The sequence below is a fragment of the Lutibacter sp. genome, assembly GCF_016342705.1.
In the GTDB taxonomy this organism is placed as follows: Bacteria; Bacteroidota; Bacteroidia; order Flavobacteriales; family Flavobacteriaceae; genus Lutibacter.
Genome location: NZ_JAEINV010000002.1, coordinates 20,002 through 44,445 on the forward strand (window position 1 = coordinate 20,002; position 24,444 = coordinate 44,445).

The following is a 24,444-nucleotide window of genomic DNA, read 5'->3' on the forward strand; positions in this document are numbered from 1 at the left end:
CCAAACTACTATATTTCAAAAGTGTAAATTTGATTATACACCAAATAATCAATCTTTATGAAAAATAAAATACTCATACTGCTGTGTGCTTTAACAACTTCAATAATTTTTGCACAAAACAATCCGCTTATTCATACGCCATCATTAAGTTCTGATGGAAAAATAATGGCTTTCACTTTTCAAGGTGATATTTGGACTGTTGATTTAAATGGGGAAAACTTTAAAAGACTTACAATTCACGAAGCATATGATACCAATCCTATTTGGAGTACTGATGGAAAAACAATTGCTTTCCAAAGTGATCGTTTTGGAAATGATGATGTTTTTACTATTTCTGTTAACGGTGGAATTCCGAAAAGAATAACTTATCATTCCTCAAATGACCAGGTAACAGATTTTACTTCTGATGGAACTATTTATTTTACAACAGCCAGAGAGTTTGTTCAATTAGAACGCGAACCAGAGGTTCAGTATGTGAGTGCAAATGGAGGAACACCTTTTAGATTGCTAAATGCCGTTGGCTTTGACGCTACGTTATCTCCAAACAAAAAATTCATAGCTTTTACCAGAGGTTCTTGCAGAATTGAACGGGAAGCATATAAAGGACCTGCAAATAGAGATGTTTGGGTTTATGATATAAAAAATGATAAATACCATCAAATTACAACTTTTGAAGGACAAGATTTAGCTCCACAATGGGCAAATAACAACACACTGTATTTTCAATCTGCACTGAGCGGAAAATACAATGTTCATAAAGTAAGTATTGATGAAAATGGTCAAAAAACGGGTGATATTTCACAAATTACTTTCTTAAAAGATATGGGAATCTATTCCTTTAGCTTAAGTAAAAACGGCAACGATTTAGTGATGGTTTCTGGCGACAACGTTTCAACCGTTAATGTAAACACCAAAAAGGTTACTCCAATAAATATCACAATAAACAGTGATTATAGGTTTGATCCTATTGAAAGAAAAACCTTAACTTCAGATGCTTCGGAAATTGCAGTTTCGCCAAATGGTAAATTAAGTGCGGTAGTTATTCGTGGTGAAATTTTTATTATTGAAAATGATCCTGATAAAAGTAGGGCTATTAATGTTTCAAATTCTGCCTATAAAGATGAAGACGTTACTTGGTTAAACGATAATACATTGTTATTTGTTTCTGATAGAAATGGAACAAATAATATTTATAGCATTTCATCTAATGATGCAACCAATAAAAATATTTTTACTTCTTTAAAACATAAAATTACACAAATTACAAACAGTAAAGAAAGTGATGCAAATATTAAACTAGCACCAAATAAGAAGCAAATTGCTTATAATAATGGTTATGGAAAATTAATGATTGCTAACATTTCTGAAGAGGCTAAAATAAGCAATGAAATAACACTGGTAAATGGTTGGGACACGCCTTCTGGCATTGCTTGGTCGCCAGATTCTAAATGGGTGACGTATAGTTTGAGTGATTTATATTTTAATGAAGAAATTTATATTCACAAAGCAGATAACAGTAAAAAACCTGTAAATATCTCCATGCATCCAAAGTCAGATTCAAATGCCATTTGGAGTGATGATGGTTCTAAAATAGTATTTTCTTCCAACAGAAATAATGGCGATCACGATATTTGGTTTGTGTGGTTACAGAAAAAAGATTGGGAAAAAACGAAACAAGATTGGGACGAAACTTCTGAAGAAAAGAAAGATAAAAAAGAAGACAAAGATGAAAAATCAGATGAAAAATCAGAAAAAAAAGTAGTTGATGTTATTATAGATTTTGAAGATATTCACGAACGTCAGCAACAAGTTACATCCTATAATGGTGGAGAATATTTAAATGCCGTTTCTAAAGATGGAAAAACTTTTTACTACACAACAGGTAATAGCGGAAGAGGAAACCCTAAAGTAACTTCAGATTTGTTTCAAATTAATTGGGATGGCAAAGAAAACAAAGAAATAACTACTGGAAATTCCAGTCCAAGAAACATTTCTTTAACGGCTAAAGAAGATTTTATTTATTATTTAAGCAAAGGAAAAGCAAACAGAATTAAACTATCTGGTTCCAAAAAAGAAAGCTTACCATTTTCTGCAAAAATGAATATTGATTATACGGAAGAAGCTAATCAAATTTTTGAAGAAGCTTGGAACACCATTCAAGATCGTTTTTATGATCCAAACCATCACGGTCAAAATTGGATAGCATTAAAAAACACTTACAAACCATTGGCTTTAAAAGCTTCAACCAGAGAAGATTTTAAATATATTTTCAACATTATGTTAGGTCAAATTAATGCCAGCCATATGGGAATGTATCGAGGTGAAGAACGTAAAGAGCTTCAAAAAGAAACAACTGGTATTTTAGGCGTTGAATTTGAACCAACATCAAACGGACAATTAAAAATAACTAAAGTTGTTCCAAACTCTGCGGCTGATAGAGAAAGTAGTAAACTTGTTTTGGGAGATATTGTTTTATCAGTTAATGGCGAACCAGTCTCTGTTTCTGAAAATATTTACAAGCACTTAGTTGCCTCTAACAACGAAAAAATAATTTTAGGTGTTATTTCAAATGGAAAAGAAAAAGAAGTTGTAATTAGACCAAAATCAAGTGGAAGAGAAGATAATTACAATGCTTGGGTAAAAGAATGTAAACGCCTAACTGATATTTATTCTAATGGAAGATTAGGATACATTCATATTCAAGGAATGAATTGGGAAAGCTTTGAAAGATTTGAAAGAGAATTAACTGCTGCAGGTATAGGAAAAGAAGGTATTGTAATTGATGTTAGATACAACGGTGGTGGTTGGACAACAGATTATTTAATGGCCGTTTTAAATGTAAAACAGCACGCTTACACAATACCAAGAGGTGCTTCAAATGATTTAAGTAAAGATCATAAAGATTTTAAAAACTACTATCCTTATAGTGAAAGATTGCCTTTAGCTGCTTGGACAAAACCTTCTGTAGCTATATGCAATCAGGCAAGTTATTCAAATGCTGAAATATTTTCACATGCGTATAAAGAATTAGGTATTGGAAAATTAGTTGGAATTCCAACTTTTGGCGCAGTAATTTCTACAGGTGGCCAAACTTTAATTGATGGATCTTATGTAAGAGTTCCATTTAGAGGTTGGTTTGTTAAATCTTCAGAAAAAAATATGGATTTTACACCTGCAATGCCAGATGTTGTTATAGATAATTATCCTGATGAAAAAGCAAAAGGAAGCGATTCTCAGCTTAAGGCAGCAGTGAATGAATTACTAAAAACACTATAAAAGGGGAAAATTCCCCTAGTAAAAGGGTGTTTATTTTTCTTAATAGTTGTATTCAATTTTTACATTTGTTGACAAGAAAAAGAATATAGTCAATTGTTAATTTAGGGAAATTGCAAAGAAAAAAACCTTTCAAAAATGAAAGGTTTTTTCTATTTTAATTAACTATTTATTCCTTTAGGAATTCATATTTGTATTATAATTATCTTTTAAATTACAGTTGTTTTTTTAGAAGCTATTACTGTTGAAAATAAAATATATATTAAACAAGCCAACGGAACTAAAAAGCCCCATAACACACTTATTGAATCTGCAACATAACCCATAATTGGAGGAATAAATGCTCCTCCCACAATAGCTGTAACCATTAAGCCACTTAATTCATTAGCTCGTTCGGGTAATTTATCTACTGTTATTGAAAATACTAATGGGAAAATATTGGCAAAACCTAGTCCAACCAATATAATTCCTGTATAAGCAATTACTGTATTTCCAAACAATAACAATAAAACTCCTACAATTGACAGTATTACCGTTGTAAATAAAAACTTAACTGGCTTTATTTTGGTTAGAATAGCTGCTCCTAAAAAACGTCCAATTAATATTGGTAAAAAGAACAATGCCCAACTTAACCATAAACTAAAACCTTCAATGCCGAACTCTTCTTTTAATAATATTGGTATTCCTGAGCTCATAGAAACCTCAGCTCCTACATACACAAATATGGAAAGCACCATCATTAAAACATATTTGTTTTTTAATAATGATAAGCAACTCACTAAAGAGGCTGGTTTTTCATCTTCATGTTTAATTTCTTCAACTTTTAAAGTGCTAGTCCAACCAAAGGTAATTAAAATCAACACTGCATAAATTGGAAATAATAAGGTCCAATCCATCCCCGCCATTGCAGCAAACGGCGGCAATAGAAACCCAAGTGAGGATCCAATTGCCTTAATTGATTGTCCTAATGATAAATTACTTGAATAACGACCTGGTGCTGAAACATCTCTCATTATTGGATTTCCTGAAACTTGCAAAACAGTAGCTCCTGCTCCTAATAACAAAATAGAACCCAAAATCACATAAAACTTTGAATGCAGTTCTGCGGATGTTGAAGATACTATTGGACCATACATTCCTGAAACTATTGGAAGTAGTAATCCAATTAACGCTATAATCAATCCAATTAACAACACTTTCTTTTTTCCTTTTCTATCTTGGTAAATTCCCATGGGAATAGATAATATTCCAAACATTAAAAACCCACTAAAAGGTAATAAGGTTGCTAAAAAATTAGTTAGTTCAAACGTTTCTTTTGCTAAACTTACCATTGGCCCTACCACATCCCCGAAACCCATACATAAAAAGGCTAAAAAGATAGGAAGTGTACTTACTTTTTTATTACTCATAATTTGGTTCTTTTTTTATTTGAATAAAGTGGCTGACCCTAACATTGCCGCACTTTCTTTTAAGATTGATACTTTAAATGGGATTTCTAATCCTCTTTCTTTTAATTTTTTATATAAACTTGGTTTAAATAATTCAAACGCTTCTGCAATATTTCCACCCATCACAACAACATCTGCATTAAAATTTTTTAAATGCTCCGCTAAACAGTCTGCTAGGTTGATACCAAATTCATTGAATAATGTAATTGCTTTTTCATCACCTTCTTTAACTAATTCAGCTATTCGCTTAACACCGGTTACTTTTTCTTCAGAAATTTCATTAAAACTATTTACAAACCAACGCGTTGAAAAATAATCATCAGCAATTCCATTTTTAAAAGGCTCATCCCACAAATAACCATTTTCAGGAACTGTTATTCCTTCTTCAATAGCCAGGCCATTACTTATAAATGATGACCCAAACCCTGTGCCTAATGTTATTGCTACCATTTGCTTACTTTCCTTTCCGCTTCCATACCAATAACTTCCTAATGAAAAAGCAGTAGCATCATTTACAAATCTAATTTTAGATGGTTCTAATGCTAAACTTTCTGATAATGCTTCTTTTACATTTACATTTTTTAGGTCTACAAATTTTTGATTAGAATTATCATATAAACCAATCCCTTTTTCATAATCAAAAGGACCGGGAATAGCAATTCCAATTCCTAAAAATTCAGAATTATCTGGTACGTTTTTTTTACAATTTAAAATTGCTTGAGTCCAAACACTTAAAAGTATTTCCTTAGATTCTGAATTTGAAACTTTTACACTTATTAAGGAATTTTCTAAAATAGTTCCATTTTCTACATTAATTATTCCACAACTAATATGACTGCCTCCTATATCGCAGCCTATTACAATTTTTTCTTTCATTTTTATAATTTTAAAATTGATTTTCCAATTTTAAGTAGTTTTGTTCAACTTCTCTTCATTGTTTCATTTTAATTAATTACACTTAATACTTTTTAAAATTTAAAGAGTTGAAGATAATCATTATTATTAGCAACTAGTATAAAGTTTTTATCTTTAGTTTTTAATACTTTCATTTTTTTAGCATCCTTGTTTGAAAAAAATCCTGATTGAACATGATGGATTGGTTCAAAATTATTTGCTCCATCTCCTAATAGTAACAAGCCTGTTCCTGAATCATTCCTAGATGTTTCTATTTCTGAAACAAACAAATTTCCGACTATTAATAAATCTAACTTTTCGTCTGAATTAAAATCTCTAATAATAATATCATTTATACTTGAAAACTGTGCTTCAATTGGCAATTTGTGAATTTTAAACTGGCCATTTCCAAGGTTTTCAATAAAGGAGGACGCAAATGTTTTTGCTTTGTAATGCAGTGCTTTTTTTAATTTACTCTCTTTGTAAATTTGGTCAATTTCTAAAGAAGCAAAAATATCGTACTTTTTTATTTCTTCTTTTAGTTTTGGTATTTGTTGTGAAGAACAGGAAAAGCCTCTTAAGGGATAATGTTTACCAAAATTATAATATCCTAAAACAATATCATTGCTTCCATTACCATCAAAATCATCATAATACACATCAAATGGCGCTTCCTCTGTTGCTTTGTATTTATAATTTAATCCTAAATTTCCAGCTATATAATCAATATCTCCATCGTTATCAAAATCACCTTGTTCAATGCTAAACCACCAACCTGTTGTGTTTTCTAAACTTTCAATTTTTTCTCTTTTAAAAATCCCATTTTCATTTTTAAAAACCGTTATTTCCATCCATTCTCCAACAACAATTAAATCTAAATCTTTATCTGAATCATAATCAGTCCAAATAGCATCCGTTACCATACCTAATTCAGTAAGATCACTTGCTTTCTCTTGAGTTACACTCACCAACTTACCATTAATATTTTCAAATAACTGACTATTAGCAGGTAATGGATAATTATGTGGAATATGTCTACCTCCTACAAAAACATCCAAATCTCCATCAGCATCAATATCTGCGGCAATTACTATACTACCACTTATATTTTCACTTTCTGAATTTTTTACTAAAACAAAATTTCCTTTTCCATCATTTAAGTACAATCTATCTTTGTAATTTTCATCTCCATTTGTATATTCATTTCCTCCACTAACAACGTAAAGATCCATATCTTTATCATTATCTACATCAAAAAACAAGGCATCAACATCTTCTTTCAATTTATCATCCTCAAAAGCTTTAACCTCAATATTTGTAAAGCTTTCATCCTTATTTTGGATAAATAATTTTCCTGAAAAACCAACTGCGCCTCCAATAAAAACATCTTCTAACCCATCATTATTTACATCTGAAACAGCCAAAGCAGGTCCAAATTGAGACATTTTATGTGGTAACAAAATTTGCTTCTCAAAATCATCGAAATTATTTTCTGTATGAGTAATATTTATATTTTTTGAATCTGACAAACTTGTAAATATGGTTTCCTTTTGAGTTTCTTGAATAGGTTCTTTTACCGCATCTTCAAGATATAAAGTAATCTTTTGATTTGCCTGAACGTTTGTAAGTGAAGTACTTTTATTATTTGGCCAATGAATAACAATTTCTTCTACTACATCACTTAAACCCAATCCAAAATGAACAGAAGGTTCGCTGGTAGAATAAACACCACGAACGTTTGTTGTTTCTATTATTTGTGATTTTCCGTTTACTTTTATATTAATTCTTGTCCCAAAAACGTTTTTGTTTTCTTTGCTTTTTAATTCAATTCTCAGAAAATTATTAGTAGCATTATTTTTATATAAAAAGGCGTCATCATTTATATTGTTAACCACTAAATCTAAATCTCCATCATTATCAAAATCTGCATAAGCGGCACCATTTGAAAAAGATTTTTTGTCTAATCCCCAGTTTTCAGCTAAATTTTCAAAATTAAAATTTCGGTTATTTTTAAACATGTAATTAGATAATTTTTCTGATGGTAATAAGGCCAAGGTTTTATCCAAGTCTAAAATATCCCAAATAGAAACATTGCCAATTGTTGGATTATTTTTTACATAATTATTTGCTGTTTCTGTTACAAATTTACCAACCTCTTTAGAAGCATCTGTATTTCTAATATCTCGTAATAATCCATTAGTTATATAAATATCTTTTTCACCATCATTATCAAAATCTGCAATTAAATTGGACCAACTCCAATCAGTGGCGGCAATATTTGCTAACTGAGCAATTTCACTAAAAGTATTGTTTCCATTATTTAAATGAAAATTATTAAACATATATTGATGGTTTCCACCTTTATTTACAATATTCCAGAAGGTTTCAATATTCATTCCACTCATATTAGATTTTAGCCTAAAATTATCTTCAGCCACCATATCTAAAACAAAAACATCTAAAAAACCATCATTATTAATATCTGCAACATCAACTCCCATACTGTAATATGACATGTGATTTAATGCTGTATTTGTTATGTTTGTAAACGTCCCATTTTTATTGTTCATATAAATAACATCTGGTGCGTAAAAATCATTTGACACATACAAATCTACCCAACCATCATTATTAAAGTCACTTGTTGAAACTGCGTTTGGAAAACCAGCTTTTAACAATCCTGCTTTTTCAGTAACATCAACAAACTTTTTCCCTTCAATATTTTTATATAAAACTGAAGAATATTTTGGTAAAAGAAGTTCAGCGCCGGCATATTCCGAATAACTCCCTGGATTTGGGGGTTGATTTAAAATATATAAATCTAAAAAGCCATCTTTATCATAATCAAAAAAGGTAGCGTGCCTTGTTCTTTCAGAATTATCAACGCCGTAGGCTTTTGCCATTTCTATAAAAGTTTCATTTCCTTGATTTATATAAAGTTTATTTTTTCGTAACTCTATTTTATTATCATAAAGTTCATTAGATATATAAATATCAACAAAACCATCATTGTTAACATCTGCAATGGTAACACCTGTAGACCAGCTTCCATTGTTTATAATTCCTGCCGAATTTGTTATTTCCTTAAATTTAAAATCCCCCTTATTTATATATAATTTATCTCCAACTTGGTTTCCAACAAAATAAATATCCATTAAACCATCATTATTAAAATCGCCTACTCCAACACCAGCACCTCCATAAAAATTTGCATATTTTAAAATGTTGTCATCTTTTGTATCCTTAATTTCATTATTGAAATTAATACCCGAAACTTTAGATGAAACCAATGAAAATTGTTTTAAATTTTGAGCGGTTGCGTTAAAAAAGAAAAATACAAGTACACTACTTATATTTTTTAATAAACTATATTTTATGGAATTTTTCATAATTGATTTGTATAAAAAAGGGAGGGCACGCACCACTCCCTTTTTAGTTGAAATTCAAATAATATTATTGTTTATCCCACCAAACTCTTGTAGTAAGAATATCTGGTCCTTGTGCAGCAATTGCAGCATTATAATTTGCAGCATTTACAACTTGTTCACTTGTGGTGTATGTTAATCTTCTAGGAATAGTTCCGTTAGTTTCATTTCCAGGATAATTTACTGGTACTAAATTTGGGAAACCAGTTCTTCTCCAGTTTGAAAAAGTTTCATATTCATTTAAGAATGTAGCTGCCCAATATTGATTACCAATCATTTCTAATGCTTTGGCTGAATTAAATGGATTATTAGTTAAATAAGCCTGAATTTTATCATCAGAAATACTAGCAGCTGAACCGTATAATTCAAGATATTTCATTGCCGCAGTAACACCTGCATTATAATGAGTTTCTGTGTTTCCACCTGCTAACCCCCATCTTTCTGCACATTCTGCTAACATAAACTCCACTTCAGCATACGTTTGAAAAAACATTGGTGCATCTTCTCCAGTTATAATAGCTCTATTTGGCTCTGCATAAGCATTTGTATTTTCTTCACCAGTTAAAGCTTTTAATAAATCACCATCTAAACCGTTTGGTAATCCTTTTAAATCAGCAGGTAAAGTACTTTTATCACTTCTTCTTGCAGCAAGAATTGGAAGTCTTGGATCTCCGTTAAGAAAATCCACAAATGTTTTACTTAAACGTGGACTTCCATCTGCAGTAAATGTTTCACCATTACCATTTTTATTGATCCCTTCAGGTCCTGGAGTGTGCTGAATATAAGCTATATCACTATTTGATGTCATTACACCTCCAGAAATTGCTTTTGTAGCCCAATTTTTTGCAGCCACCGGATCTACTTTAATTAAACGTAATCCTAAACGCAACATCATTGAGTTAGCGTATCTTTTCCATTTTCCTTGATCTCCTTTAAAAATTAAATCGGCATCCCCCCATTTTGAAGTTCCAGAACCTAAATCAGCAGCAGATTCTTCAAGTTCTTTTAACATATCTGCATAAATGTCACTTTGCGCATCATATTTAGGTGTTAAAATTCCTTCTAAATAACCTTTTCCTGCTTCACTATATGGAACATCACCATATAAATCAGTCAATCTTTGGTAAATTACAACTCTCTGAATTCTTGCTATCGCAATCATTTCAGCTGGTTGCTCTTCAACTCTTAATTGAACTAAAATATCTTCAATTCCTTTTACAGGACCAGTATAGTAGCGATCCCATAAAGACGCTGCATATCCTTGATTCCAAAAATACTTATCGCCTACCCAATAACCTGTAGTAGTTGCAATATGTTGCATCATAGTAGATTGGTAGATTAAGTTTGCTCTCCAAGCTTCGTAACGCTCTCCTGAGGTTCTTAATAACGTAGCTGTAAATTTACTTTTTGCATCTATTTGAGAAGATTTTGTTGGATCAATATTTAATTCTTCAAAATCTTTATCACAAGAAGTAAAAACTAATAATAATAGTAATACTGTATAAATTGTTTTTTTCATAATTCTAACTTCTAAAATTTAACATTTAAACTTACACCATAGCTTCTTGTAGATGGTAATCCGTAATATTCTAAACCTTGAGCGTTTCCATTATTATACGCTGCTTCTGGATCAATATTATCTACACTTCTTTGAATATAAAATAAATTTTTACCTATAATTGAAACATTAGCACTAGTTAAAAATGTTTTCTCAAGTAATTCACTTGGAATATTGTATCCAACACTAATTTGTCTAAATTTAATATAATCTGCATCTTCAACAAAAGCTTCAGCAATTCCTGAAATTCTACCCCAATAGGTAGCTAAATTTTTTGGAGCAACAGTGGTAGTAAAAGGCAATCCTGTTGCGCTATCAATTCCACTAACTGAAAGTCCATTTTCACGTCCTTCTAAAGTCATTAAATGTTGACCTCTAGCTACTGCACCTGCATTAGAACCAGAGAATATTTGTCCACCAAATTTTGCATCAATTAAGAATGAAGCGTTAAAGTTTTTATATGTAAACGCATTGTTTAAACCCATAGAATAAGGAGGAACTCCTTCTCCAAGTTGTTTATTACCTCCATCTTTAGCTCTTGGAACTCCATCTGCATCAATTTCGTAAATTATAACCCCATTATCATCTCTAGCAAAAGCTTTACCATAAATAACACCGTATGGTTGCCCAACAATATGACTAATTTGTACGTTTTGGCTACGTGCCTCACCTAAATTAATATCTGAATTTGTATCGTTTGTAGCAACAACTTTTCCGTTATTGTATGCCACATTGAAACTTGATGTCCAGCTAAAGTTGTCGTTTTTAACAGGAGTACCAGAAATAAGTAATTCAAAACCACTATTTGTAATCTCTCCTAAATTTGCAATTGAGCTACCGTATCCTGAAGTTTGAGAAGCACTTACCTCAACAATATCCTTGGTTGTAGTTTTATCATAATACGCTATATCAACAGATAGTTTACCATCAAATAATCTAGTATCCAAACCAATTTCAATTTCATCAACATTATAAGGAACTAAGTTTGCATTCGGAATACTTCCATTTGAAATTCCACCAAGAGGTTGACCTAAATGACCTTGCCCAAATATTCCATAGGTTAATCCTAAAGAATAAGGATTTGGCGCTCCACCAGCTAACTCTGAATAACCAGCTCTAAACTTTGCGAAATTTACCCATTCTGGCATTTTAAATGCTTCACTTAATATAATACTTGTATTTACAGAAGTGTACAAATCATTATTTGGACTCTCTTTTCCTGGCGCCGACAACGTTGAAAACCAGTCATTTCTAGCTGTTAATGTTAAGTAAACTACTTTATTATAATCAAACTCAAATGAACCATAAACAGAACTCATTTTTTGTTTGCTATAAGCGTATTCAGTACTTTGATCCTTTGTGTTTTTTACAGTCTCTAAATCTGGCACAATAAATTTATCTCCATTTAATTTTAACTGTTCTCTAATTTGAGCATTGTTTGATGCTCCAATGAAAGAATTTGTTGAGAATTTTTCAGAAATATTTTTATTAACCCCAAGCATAATGTCAGAATCGGTTTGGGTATATCTTTTTTCTTCTTCATTCATTCCTCCTTCAGTTTTATATGCAGTTCCCCAAGGTTCTACCGAAGTTGATTTTCTTGTATAATCATCAATACCTGTTCTAGCAGTCACATATAACCAATCTAAAATATCATATCTTAAAGATGCAGATGCAATAACTCTATTCTTTTGATCTTCATTTCTAAAATTATAAGCTGCCCAATATGGATTTGTAGCGTAAACATTTGAGGAAGTTGCTCTTTCTGTACCATCATCATTTGCTCCAGGATCCATAAAAGTTACATCAACGTTTGCAGGCAATACTGCAACTGAATAGTTAGCGTTCCCCGGTGAATCTGATAATCTTGGTCTGTTATTCGCATTTTCTCTAACATACTTAACATTCGTATTTAATATTAATTTATTGGCTAATGTAGAACCTAAATTTAAAGAGAATGTTTTTCTGTTAATATCCGAATTTGGAACTATATCTTCATTTGACAAATCAGACATAGAAAATCTGTAGTTCGTGTTGTCATTTGCATTTGAAAATGCTACAGTGTTAATGTATGTTGCTCCTGTTCTGTAGAATTTATCAACGTTATTTCCTGCATAAGAATAAGGTCTTGAAACTCCATCCCAGTTTACTACATTTGAACCATCTAATTTTGCTCCCCATGAAGAGGTTGGATTATCAAATGCTAAAAATTCAGTTTGTGGTTTTTCACCATTAATACCTTGTCCATAAACTTTTTGAAAATCTTGAAGATCTGTATTCACAGCATCAATAGTTAATGAAGAGCTAAATTCAACACCTAAACCTTGTTTATTTTGTTTCCCTGATTTTGTTGTAATAATAATTACTCCATTTGCAGCTCTTGAACCATAAAGTGCAGCAGCAGCTCCACCTTTTAAAACACTTACTGATGCCACCTCGTCTGGGTTAACACTAGAAATACCGTCACCTCCATCATTTCCTCCCCACATTCCTGCAGATCCATTATTATCGTTTCCAATAGGAATACCATCAACAATGTACAATGGCTGATTATCTCCTGTTAAAGAAGTATTACCACGTATAATTACTCTACTTGAACCGGCAGCACCAGTTGCATTTCCTGTAATATTTACACCCGCAACTTTTCCTTGCAAAGCATTAATGGCATTTGTTTCTTTTACTAAAGACACTTCATCTCCTTTCAATTCTGTCATAGAATATCCAAGAGATTTTTTTTCTTTTTTAATACCTAAAGCTGTTACTACAACTTCATTAAGTGATTCAGCACTTTGAACTAATGAAATATTAATTACATTTCTTCCTTTTACTGAAACTTCTTGAGTTGCATAACCCATAAAAGAAAATTGCAATACAGCATTTTCTTTTTTCACATCAATACTAAACTTTCCATCAAAATCTGATGAGACACCTATGCCAGTGCCTTTAATTATTACATTTACACCAGGCAGAGGAGTTCCGTCTAATGCATCTGTAATTTTCCCATTTACTGTTTGGGCTTGAATACTACTAAATCCTAGTACGCAAATTAAAAAAAACAGTTTTAGTGCTTTTTGTATCATTCATTATATAGTTTGAGTTAATAATGATTAAAAGTAAATTTTAATATTAACAACGGTTAATAATTTCGACCAATAACATTTCTATAACGTTATAGGTTGCGATTTAGAAAATAAAAAAACACTAAACAATGCTTATCACTTAAAAATAAACTTAATGAAGAAAAAAGAACAGTTTTACTAACAATATTCTAAATACTAAAACATTCTGTTTCTTGGAAATAAAAGAAAAAATTGATTTAATAAAGCCTTAATTTTCACAAACTAATACTATTAGATTATTAGTTTTGGAAATATTGCTGAAAAAAAATGTAGCTAATATTTTAATAACAATAAATGTCTTTTTTCATTATAAATTTTTAATATAAGCTCACCAAAAAGTGTATTTGCCCAAGCAAACCAATCTCTTGAATAATCTTCAGGATTATCTTTATTAAAACTTTCATGCATAAATCCAGTTCCAGCGTGAGTTTCTTTCAACATTTTTATACAATTTAAAATTTCATTTTCATTAGTTGAAGTCATTGCTCTCAAAATAATTCCCATTGGCCAAATTTTATTTTTACCTGTATGAGGACTCGCTTGTCCTTCAGCATATTTGCCTTTTAAAAAATAAGGATTATTATCACTTAATAAAAAATTTCGAGTGTTTTGGTATAAATCACTTGTAGATTTGTGCGCTCCTAAATAGGCTAATGACATTAATGATGGAACATTTGCATCATCCATAAATAGTTTATTTCCAAAACCATCTATTTCATAAGCGTAAATCTCACCAAATTGTAAATGTTCTGAAACTGCATATTTTTTAATAGCTTTATTAACTTCTGAAGCCATTTCTTCACAAACAAGTGCAAATTCTTTTTTGTTTAAAACATTGCTATAAATAAATGATAATTGCTGTAAAGATGCTACGGCAAAAATATTTGAAGGAATTAAAAATGGATACATTGTTGAATCATCAGAAGGTCTAAACATAGAGCAAATAAGTCCAATTGGCTTTATTGGTCTTCCTGTACCTTCAAAAGGAGGCGAATCAATGACCGAAGTAGTTTCTCTACTAAACACATATTCCGATTCATTATTTTTTCGTTGTTCCGTTTTAAAAGTTTTTACAATTAAACGCATTGCTGTATCCCAATCTTCATCAAAAATTGAAGCATCATTTGTAATTTGGTAGTATTCATTTGCTAAACGAATAACATAACATAACGAATCTATTTCCCATTTACGTTCGTGAATTCCTGGCAACATTTGAGTTTTATCGGACTTCCAATGAGATATTTTAGTTTTATCCTTATAAAAAGCATTTGCATATGGATCCAATAACACACATTTTACCTGTCTATTTATCAGTCCTTTCACTAACAATTTAAGCTTTTCATCTTTTAAAATTAATGGCATGTAAGGCCATACTTGTGCTGTAGAATCTCTTAACCACATAGCATCAATATCTCCAGTAATTACAAAAGTATCTGGCTTTCCATCAATAATTTCAAAATCTATAGTAGTGTCTAATGTGTTTGGGAAACAGTTTTCAAACATCCAAGCTAATTCATCATCTTTTATTACCGCCATTACCTTTTTAATAATGTCTTCCACGGCAATACTAGTGAAATTTCGTTCAGATTTTATTGGTCTTTTACTTATAAACTTCACTTGCTCAAAAGCTAAAATATTTTGGGGAGAAACCAGAGTTCCTGCAGCTACTAAAGAGCTATTTACAATAAATTTTCTTCGTTTCATAATATATTATCTTTTTATGGTAATTTCAATAAAAACTGGTAAATGATCTGATGGATATTTACACGCTTTTGAATCGCTTAGCACTGCATATTTTTCTACAGAAATATTATTTTTACTAGTAAAAATATAATCAATTCTATCATTTACAGGTTCATTAAATTTAAACCCATTAAAAGTTCCAATTGGTCCAAATGGCGTTAATTGACTTACTTTTTTAGAATCATTTAAAATTTTTGAAATATTATGAATTGGTGCTGTTTCTGGTGTTAAATTAAAATCTCCTGTTAATATTACTGGTAATTTTTTTTGATTGAGTTCTTCAATTTTTTTAAGAATCAACTCAGCGCTTTTAAGTCTAGCTTCGGTTCCAATATGGTCAAAATGTGTATTAAAAACATAAAACTGTTGTGTTGTTTTTATATTTTGAAACAAACCAAACGTGCAAATTCGCTCCATAGAAGCATCCCAACCTACGGATATTTTATTGGGAGTTTCACTTAACCAAAATGTATTATTTTCAATTACTTTAAATTTTTGAGAATTGTAAAAAATAGCACTAAATTCTCCTTTTAATTTTCCATCATCTCTACCAACTCCAATATATTTATAATCAACAAAAACGCTGTCTAAATAGTTAATCTGATGACTTAACCCTTCTTGAATACCAAAAACATCTGGTTTAAAAAAACTAATTTGACTACTTAAAAACGCTTTTCTTTTAGACCAATTATTTTCACCATCATTAGGGTTGTCATATCTAATATTATAAGTCATAATATTGTAAATTTCTTTTTCAGATTTACAAGAAAAAAAGAGACCTATTAAGATTAAAAAAACTACTTTTTTCATCTGTTTATTTTTTTGGTGAAAATTTAATGGCTTGTCCACCTCCTGATGCTAATTTAATTGTTAGTGTACTTTTTGAATTTACTTCCTTTTTAAAAATTTCAATTTCTTGTGGATTTGTTTTCCAATTGGCATCTTTACCGTCAGCAAAAATTTCTGCATTGTACGTTTTATCTTTATCTAAAAATGATAAATTCACAATTAACTCTCGTTCATTTTCATCTGTAATACTTCCTAAAAACCAATTATCAGAAACTTTATCTTTTCTAACTATTGTTATATAATCTCCAATTTTACCATTCAACACTTTTGAAGTTTCCCAATCTACTCCTAAATCTTGAATAAATTTAAAAGCCGGTTGATTTTCATAATTCTCAATTAAATCTGAAGCCATCTGCAATGGGCTGTATAAAACAACAAATAAAGCCAATTGCTTTGCTAAAGTTGTATTTATTCTAGAGGTTCCGTCATCTAAATCATTCCATTTCACTCTATTTTTGGCATTTTTAAACAAAATATCAAAAGTACCAGGTGTATAATCTAATGGGCCGGCCAATCCTCTGGTAAAAGGTAAAATTGTATAATGTTCAGGCGGATTTCCAGAGCTCCAGGCGTTCCATTCCATTCCTCTTGCGCCTTCCCGAGTCATCATATTTGGATACGTTCTTCTAATTCCAGTAGGTTTAATAGGTTCATGAGCATTGATCATAATTTGATATTTAGCGGCTTTTTCCACAACCTTTCTATAATGATTTACCATATATTGCCCATGATGAAACTGCCCTTTAGTTTGAATAGCTCCAGCATAACCTGTTTTTACAGTTTTTACTCCTAATTTATGATACATAGAAAATACTTTATCTAGATTTTCTTCAAAAAACGCGGCATCACCACCTGTTTCAACATGACCAATTAAAGCTATATTTTTTGAAGTTGCATAGGCTGCAATTTCATTCAAATTAAAATCTTCATATGGAGTTATAAAATCAAACGCTCCTTTTTTACCCCAATTTTCCCAACCAGTATTCCAACCTTCAACCAAAACACCCGTTATATTGTTATTTGCAGCAAAATCAATATATTTTTTAGTTTCAGTGGTTGTTGCCCCATGCCTTTCTCCTAAAGTCCATGTTTGGGTTCCTAAATGCATTCCCCACCAAATACCAACATACTTCATTGGTTGTATCCACGAAGTATCTTCAATTATATTGGGTTCATTTAAATTCAACATTAAATTAGATTCAACTAATTTCTCTGCACTATCAGTAATTTGAATTGTTCTCCAAGGTGAAACCATTGGTGTTACTGTTTTAACTTTTACGCCATCTGGCCAAGGCACTAAATTACTTCTAAATGAAAAGTCTTTATTTTTATTTTTCAATAAAGTCATATCTGCATAATTTGTTAAATTGGCCTCATGAATACTTATAAAAACATTATTATTACTTTCAAAAGTTATTGGGGTGTTTGCATTTTCAACCTCATTTAAAATTGCGTTTTTAAACAACATTTCATAAGAATCAAAATTTGCAGGTGTATACCAACTTGTATAATTTTTGGTAAAATTAAATTCGGTTAATTCTTCTGAAATTAGTAAACTATCTATATTCTTTTGCTTAGGAATTTCGTATCTAAATCCAAGCCCATCATCATAAACTTTAAAAAATACATTCATTTTTCTAAAAGGCTCCACTCTTTCTTGAAGCGTAACCTCTAATTGATTGTAATTATCAATTACGGTTTTATTTTCTCCCCAAACTTGTGTCCAAGTATTATTAGAACCTGTAATTTTATAAGTATCTATTAAAAAATTTCCACTCATTGGTTTAGAGTTTTTAAACTCAAAGCCAAGATTTGAAGGTTGGATTAAAACTGAATCTTTAAATTTCACAGAATATAGTGCTGCGCCACTTTTAATTTCAACAAGCACCTCTATTTTTTTATTAGGAGAGCTTATTTTTAAATTATTTTCAGTTTTACAACTCATTATTACTATAGAAAATAGTAAAACACTAAAAAACTTTTTCATTTTTATAATTTATTTAATGTTATTAAAAAAAACATTTAAAAGTTGAATTAATTTATTACCTCAAACTTTATTTTTTGTACCTCTATAAAATTACCACCAATCATTACTTCAAATTCTCCAGGTTCAACAACCCTTTCCATTTTACGATTCCAAATAGCTAACTCTTCGGGAGTTAAAACAAATTCAACACGTTTTTTTTCTCCTTTTTTAATAAAAACCCTTTTAAAACCTTTTAACGTTTTTTTTGGAGTTGTTACGCTACTATAAACATCATTTATATATAATTGCACTACTTCTTCTCCATCATAATCCCCTATATTTTTAACATCAATACTTACCCTAATTTCATCATTAATATTTATTTTTTCAGCACTAATTGAAAGATTTGAATATTCAAATTTTGTGTAGCTTAAACCAAATCCAAAAGTAAATAATGGGTTTTCACTTTCATTCACATATCTATGTATTGCTGAAGGTTTTTGGTTGTAGTATATTGGCAATTGCCCTACAGATTTTGGAAAAGTAATAGGAAGTCTTCCTGCTGGATTATAATTTCCGAATAAAACATCTGCAACAGCTTTTCCACCAGCTTCTCCAGGAAACCAAGCTTCAACAATTACAGGAATATTATCATTAATCCAATTTATTGAAAGTGGTCTTCCATTTAATAAAACACAAATTACAGGAGTTCCTGTTTTTTGAATTTCTTTAATAAGCTCCTCCTGCATTCCGTGTAAATCTAAGGTAGCAACATCTCTATTCTCCTCCACCAATTCATTAGACTCTCCTAAAACAACTATTGCTATATCTGCTTTTTTCGCAATATCAATGGCTGGTTGAAAATTAACTTTTTCCAAATTCCATCGTAAATGTGCTCTCGCTCCCCAACCGCCTTCCCACATTTCTATGCGAATTCTATATTTTCTTCCGCCTTCAATATTCATTGGGGTTGTTACAATATTGGTCGATCCTTTTTCCCAATTATCAATAACTAATTGATCATCTACCCACATTCTAATTCCGTCATCTGAACTTAGCCCTAACCAACCATCAAATGATTCTTCCGATGCAATAAAACCAGTCCACCGAATAGAAATTTCATCATCATTTACACCATCTCCTGGCGACCAAGGCCAATCAAATTCTAACTGCTTATCAATGCGTGTTAAAACTGGATTTCCTAGTAGTTCTCTATTGTTATAATATTCTCCTTTTAATCCATTTTGTAATTCATCGGGTGTACGTAAGAATTTTGAAGGAATTATTTGCCCTTTCACAATTAAAGAAACACCTTCCTCATAAAGCACTGTTGTATTTTCTCCTACCACCTTTTTAATTCCTTCAAAAACAGTTGTGCCTACTTTATTTCTAACCGAATATCCTCCCAATCTTGAAACATTTGCATTTGGTCCAATTACAGCAACTGTTTTTATATTTTTATTTAATGGTAATATATTTTTTTGATTTTTTAATAAACAAATAGATTTTTGAGCAGCTTCTAAAGCTATATCTTGATTTTCTTTTGTGTGAAATCGCTCTTTAATTAAATTTTTATTGGTAAACGGATTTTCAAACAAACCAAGTAAAAATTTAAGCCTTAAAACACCTCCTGCAGCACGATCTATTTTTTCCATGCTTAATTTCCCTTCTTTAACCAACTCCACAAGAGTTTGCTGCCAAAATTCATTTGAAAAATCATAAAACTGCATATCAACCCCTGCTGTTACGGCTTGTAAAATACTTTCTTTTGGTGAATCTGACACATAATGATTTGTTTGAATGTATTTTATAGCTCCTAAGTCTGAAACAACAATTCCTTTAAAACCCCATTCCTTTCTTAATATATCAGTTAAAAGCCATTCATTTGCAGCACAAGGAATTCCATCTAACTCAGAATAAGCACACATGGCTCCCAATGCTCCACCTTTCATATATGCTTTTTTAAATGATGGTAAAAAATCTTCACGAGCTGTGCGTTCACCTATAATTACGGGAGATGAATTACCTCCTGCCTGAGGATAACTATGAACTGCAAAATGTTTTGGTTCTGCTATTATAGATCTATCAGAAGCTAAAGTATCACCTTGCAAACCTTTTATCATTGCTAAACCAATTTCACCTGCTAAATAAACATCTTCACTAAATGTTTCTGCAACTCTTCCCCAGCGTGGTTCTCTACCAACACCAAGAACAGGACCTAATCCAAAATGAACTCCATGCGCTCTAGCTTCACTACCAATTACTTTTCCAACTTTTTCCATTAAATCAGTATCCCAAGTTGCTCCTAAACCAATATTCATTGGAAATGCAGTGCTTCCATCATCTAAATATCCGTGTAACATTTCACCCATAATAAGTGCAGGAATACCCCATCTGTTATTTTTAATAACATTTGCTTGAAGATCATTAATCATTTTTGCTGAACGAGGATAAATGTCATGAATGGCTCCAACTCCTAAATTTCCAATTTTTGCAGTTGTTTTAGTCAATGAAAAGTTTTCAACTTCTTTAAAATATTCGCCTTTATACATATCCATTTGACGTACTTTTTCTTCCAAACTCATTCTACTTAATAAGTCCGTTACTCTATCTTCAACCGATAATTTAGAATTTTGATAAGGATATTTTGAATTTTGCGCATTTGAAATTTCAACAAAGCTGAGTATGCAAATTAAAAATACTAGTAGTTGTTTCATCTTAAATAGTTGTTTAATTATTACTCTTAGTAAGTTATATAAGCAGAAACCAACCAATGATTTAGTTTATCATCATAGGCTGCAGTTGCTGGAATTAAAATTTGCATTGTATGTTCACCTGCTTTTAAATCGCCTAAATCAACAACAAAAGGTTTTACAGAAGAACCGGGACACCAGTTTGACCTAGATAAATCTGAAGAAGCTATACGTTCTTCAATCTCTTTTATTTTATAAGCTTTTGCCTCAAAATCTATATAGGAAGCAGAATCTTTTTTAAGCCACACTCCTGATGTTGGATTAAATCTCCTGAAAGAAGCACAATCATCTCGCCAAGGAATAGTATCTAAAACTAGTTGATTATCAACAAATAAACTGTTTCTAATTTTTATGAATTCATCTCCTCCTTCGTGTCCACCATGGCCAGTAGTTGTAAAATATAATTTTACATTTTTAGCATTTTTATCAAACTCAAAATCGTGTTCCAATGGACCCTTTACAAAAAAGTCTGGTAGTGCTTGTCCATCAACATATGCAATTGTATTAACTAATGACTGAACTTTTAGAGTTTTTCTAGGGCGGTTAGAATATATTAAATCAACATCAACTTCATAGCCTTCTGCAGTCCAAGAATCAACCCAAACACCTATATAAAAAGTATTACTAACTAAACTTTTTAATTGAGAAATATCTTGCTCCCAAACAACTTGTTTTTCCCAAGACGGAATATAAACTGGTTTTCTATACTTCCCTTTTTCGTTACTATAAAACCCAACTCCAAACGGAGTCATAAAACGCAATAATTCAACAACTGGCTTATAAAAAGCAGTTGATTTTACCCCTTTAAATTTTTCAAAAACTGATGATTGTTTTGGGAATTCTGTTTTATTTTTTGAAATACTTATAATTGATAATTCATCTAAATCCTTAACCACAAAACAAGATCCTGATTTATCCCAACGATCTCCATTTGAACGCAAGGTTAATTTAATTTTTACATCAGTTCCTTTAGGAAAATTTGGAACTTTGACTTTTTTATAGATTATACGCCCATTTTGTAAGCTAAATGCTTCTGGATCTGACGCTAATTCTCCATTAAAATTTATTGGCTGGTTTTTAAATATAGGATAGGTTATTTCTTCTTGAGCTTTTGTTTTTAAAAATATTAAAAAAAACAAGGAGAATATTAATGGACTGAATTTCATTTTTTTTGTATTAATTTATTTAAAAAAAACTTTTAAATGGTTTCCATTTACCAAATCATTATGATTTATAAAATAACTATTATGTGTTTTTCCATCTAATATAATTTGATGTATATAACCATTCTTATTAGATTCTTTCTCAATAATTAGTTCCCTTTTTTTATAATATTTTGAATCTAACTGAATAGTAATTTTATCAAATAAGGGTTTTGTAATTGTGTAAATTGGCTCGCCTGGTGAAATTGGATAAATTCCCATCATTGAATACACTAGCCAAGCGGACATTGTGCCTGTATCGTCATTACCAGGAATGCCATCTGGTGTATTTTTGAAATGTTTTTTCACTAATTCTTCAACTAATTTTTGGCTTCTCCACTCTTCACCTTTTACATAATTAAATAAAAACGGATACGCAATATCTGGCTCATTTGCCATATCAAATTGATTGTCATCAAAAACCTTCTGCAATTGATTTGTAAATCCTTTATTTCCGCCCATTAATTTTTTAAGTCCTAAAATATCATGTGGAACCATAAAAGCATATTGCCAAGCATTTCCTTCAATAAAACCAACATTTTCAGTAAAATTAGCACCATTATTTGGGTCAAAAGGTTCATACCAATTCCCATTCTTTAATCTTGGTCTTAGTAAGTTTAATTTCGCATCGAATAACTTTCTGTAAGAAATTGCCCTATTTTTAAAACGCTTATAATCAGCTGTTTCACCCAATTCTTTTGCTAATAATGCGATGGAATAATCGGCTGCATTGTATTCTTGTGTTGTAGAAACTGAACCTCCATCATTGGTTGTTAAATATCCTTTTTCTATATAATCTTTTAACCCTGGTCTTAATGGGTTTCCTTCAAGTTGATCAGCGCTTTTTAACATAGCTTTGTATGCTTTTTGCACATCAAAATCTTGAATTCCTTTTAAATAAGTATCTGTAATTACAATACTTGCCGGATCACCAACCATCGTAAATGTTTCAGTAGCGTTTAATTCCCATTTTGGCAACCATCCATTTTCGTCAGTCATAGCTATCATACTATTCACCATGTCAGATTGTTGTTGCGGATATACTAATGACATTAATTGATGTAAATTCCGATATGTATCCCATAACGAAAAAACGGTATAACGCGTTCCTTCAGTTTTTCCAATTTTACCAGTTTTAATTTCAGGAAATTCTCCATTAAAATCGTTCAAAGTATTTGGATGAATTAAGGTGTGATATAAAGCTGTGTAAAAAACAGTTTTATCATTTGTTGAGCCACCTTCAACTCTAATTCTTGAGAGTAATTTATTCCACTCGCTATAGGTTTCCTTATAAACATCGTTAAATGTTTTGTTTGATGTTTCTTTTTCTAAATTTTCACGTGCATTTTTAATACTTACATAACTCACTCCTATTTTAACTTCAACAGTTTCTGTTTTATTAAAGTTATAGCTAAAATAGGTTCCAATACTATCACCAACAACCATTTTTGTTGAGGCATCCATCAGTCTAGTTTTACCATTATAGCCCATCCATTTCGCTTCTACTCCACTATATGTTGCAGGTTTTTTCCAAACACCAAAATTATCAGCTGGTTTGGAAAATTTAGCTACAAAATAAACTGGGTATGCAGCCTCTGGACTGTTATAACAAAATGAACCCACAGAACGAATTCCTTCAATTTCAGTTGAAGAAACCACTTTTACCATAGCTCCTTGCTCATTGGTTAAGCCCAAACCTAAATTCAATAAAATATTAGATGGTCCTTTTGGAAACGTAAACTTACTAACTCCTACTCTTTTTGAAGTTGTAAATTCGGCTTTCACATTGTATTTATCAATTTCGGCACTGTAATATCCTGCTTTTGCAATTTCATTAGAATAGGTTGAGCCATACTTTAAATGATCAGTTTCTACATTTCCTGTTGTTGGCATTAACAATAAAACACCTAATTCTGGACAACCAACACCGCTTAAATTCACCTGACTAAATCCTGTTAAAAAGGTATTTTCGTGCACATAAGGATTTGACAACCAACGGCTATCTTTTTCTAATGGTAAATTTTGTGGCCCAGCAACATTAAAAGGGCTTATACTTGCCATTCCTCTTGGTGCAATTGGTCCAGGAAATGTTGCTCCGTAATTAGAAGTTCCTATAAATGGATTGACATAATCTGCTGGTTCTTGTGATTGCATAGAAAAAATTATGCAAAAAACGAAAAGAATAAAAAAAACACTATTTTTCATTTAGTAAGC

General features: G+C 31.0%; 12 protein-coding genes. 1 reads left to right on the forward strand and 11 read right to left on the reverse strand.

The window, feature by feature from the left end; translation table 11 throughout:
- Positions 1–57: 57 nt before the first annotated feature.
- On the forward strand, positions 58–3,276 hold the full coding sequence (locus JEY78_RS02145; RefSeq protein WP_291846421.1) for a S41 family peptidase: 3,219 nt from the start codon (positions 58–60) through the stop codon (positions 3,274–3,276).
- 206 nt (positions 3,277–3,482) lie between these two features.
- Here JEY78_RS02145 and JEY78_RS02150 read toward each other — a convergent pair whose 3' ends face one another.
- The 11 genes from JEY78_RS02150 to JEY78_RS02200 form a co-directional block, all read right to left on the reverse strand.
- Complete coding sequence (locus JEY78_RS02150) at positions 3,483–4,682, reverse strand: sugar MFS transporter (RefSeq protein ID WP_291846422.1); 1,200 nt, start codon at positions 4,680–4,682, stop codon at positions 3,483–3,485.
- 15 nt (positions 4,683–4,697) lie between these two features.
- Complete coding sequence (locus JEY78_RS02155; protein WP_291846423.1) at positions 4,698–5,597, reverse strand: ROK family protein; 900 nt, start codon at positions 5,595–5,597, stop codon at positions 4,698–4,700.
- Between the two features lie 92 nt (positions 5,598–5,689).
- On the reverse strand, positions 5,690–9,004 hold the full coding sequence (locus JEY78_RS02160; RefSeq protein ID WP_291846424.1) for a VCBS repeat-containing protein: 3,315 nt from the start codon (positions 9,002–9,004) through the stop codon (positions 5,690–5,692).
- 64 nt (positions 9,005–9,068) lie between these two features.
- Entirely contained in the window at positions 9,069–10,559 is a 1,491-nt protein-coding gene (locus JEY78_RS02165) for a SusD/RagB family nutrient-binding outer membrane lipoprotein (protein ID WP_291846426.1), read from the reverse strand.
- Positions 10,560–10,570: 11 nt separating this feature from the next.
- Positions 10,571–13,678 carry a SusC/RagA family TonB-linked outer membrane protein gene (locus JEY78_RS02170; RefSeq protein WP_291846427.1) on the reverse strand — a complete coding sequence of 1,036 codons (3,108 nt, stop codon included), beginning with the start codon at positions 13,676–13,678 and terminating at the stop codon, positions 10,571–10,573.
- Between the two features lie 312 nt (positions 13,679–13,990).
- On the reverse strand, positions 13,991–15,421 hold the full coding sequence (locus tag JEY78_RS02175; RefSeq protein ID WP_291846428.1) for a glycoside hydrolase family 125 protein: 1,431 nt from the start codon (positions 15,419–15,421) through the stop codon (positions 13,991–13,993).
- 6 nt (positions 15,422–15,427) lie between these two features.
- Positions 15,428–16,270: an endonuclease/exonuclease/phosphatase family protein gene (locus JEY78_RS02180; RefSeq protein WP_291846429.1), complete on the reverse strand. Its 843-nt coding sequence runs from the start codon at positions 16,268–16,270 to the stop codon at positions 15,428–15,430.
- A gap of 4 nt (positions 16,271–16,274) precedes the next feature.
- Positions 16,275–18,296: a glycoside hydrolase family 97 protein gene (locus JEY78_RS02185; protein ID WP_291846430.1), complete on the reverse strand. Its 2,022-nt coding sequence runs from the start codon at positions 18,294–18,296 to the stop codon at positions 16,275–16,277.
- Positions 18,297–18,343: 47 nt separating this feature from the next.
- Positions 18,344–20,992 carry a glycoside hydrolase family 3 protein gene (locus JEY78_RS02190; RefSeq protein WP_291846431.1) on the reverse strand — a complete coding sequence of 883 codons (2,649 nt, stop codon included), beginning with the start codon at positions 20,990–20,992 and terminating at the stop codon, positions 18,344–18,346.
- Positions 20,993–21,018: 26 nt separating this feature from the next.
- Positions 21,019–22,194, reverse strand: coding sequence for a PNGase F N-terminal domain-containing protein (locus JEY78_RS02195; protein WP_291846432.1), 1,176 nt, complete (start codon positions 22,192–22,194; stop codon positions 21,019–21,021).
- 15 nt (positions 22,195–22,209) lie between these two features.
- The gene (locus tag JEY78_RS02200) at positions 22,210–24,435 is read right to left on the reverse strand and encodes a GH92 family glycosyl hydrolase (protein ID WP_291846433.1); all 2,226 of its coding nucleotides are present in this window, start codon (positions 24,433–24,435) and stop codon (positions 22,210–22,212) included.
- Positions 24,436–24,444 lie beyond the last annotated feature (9 nt).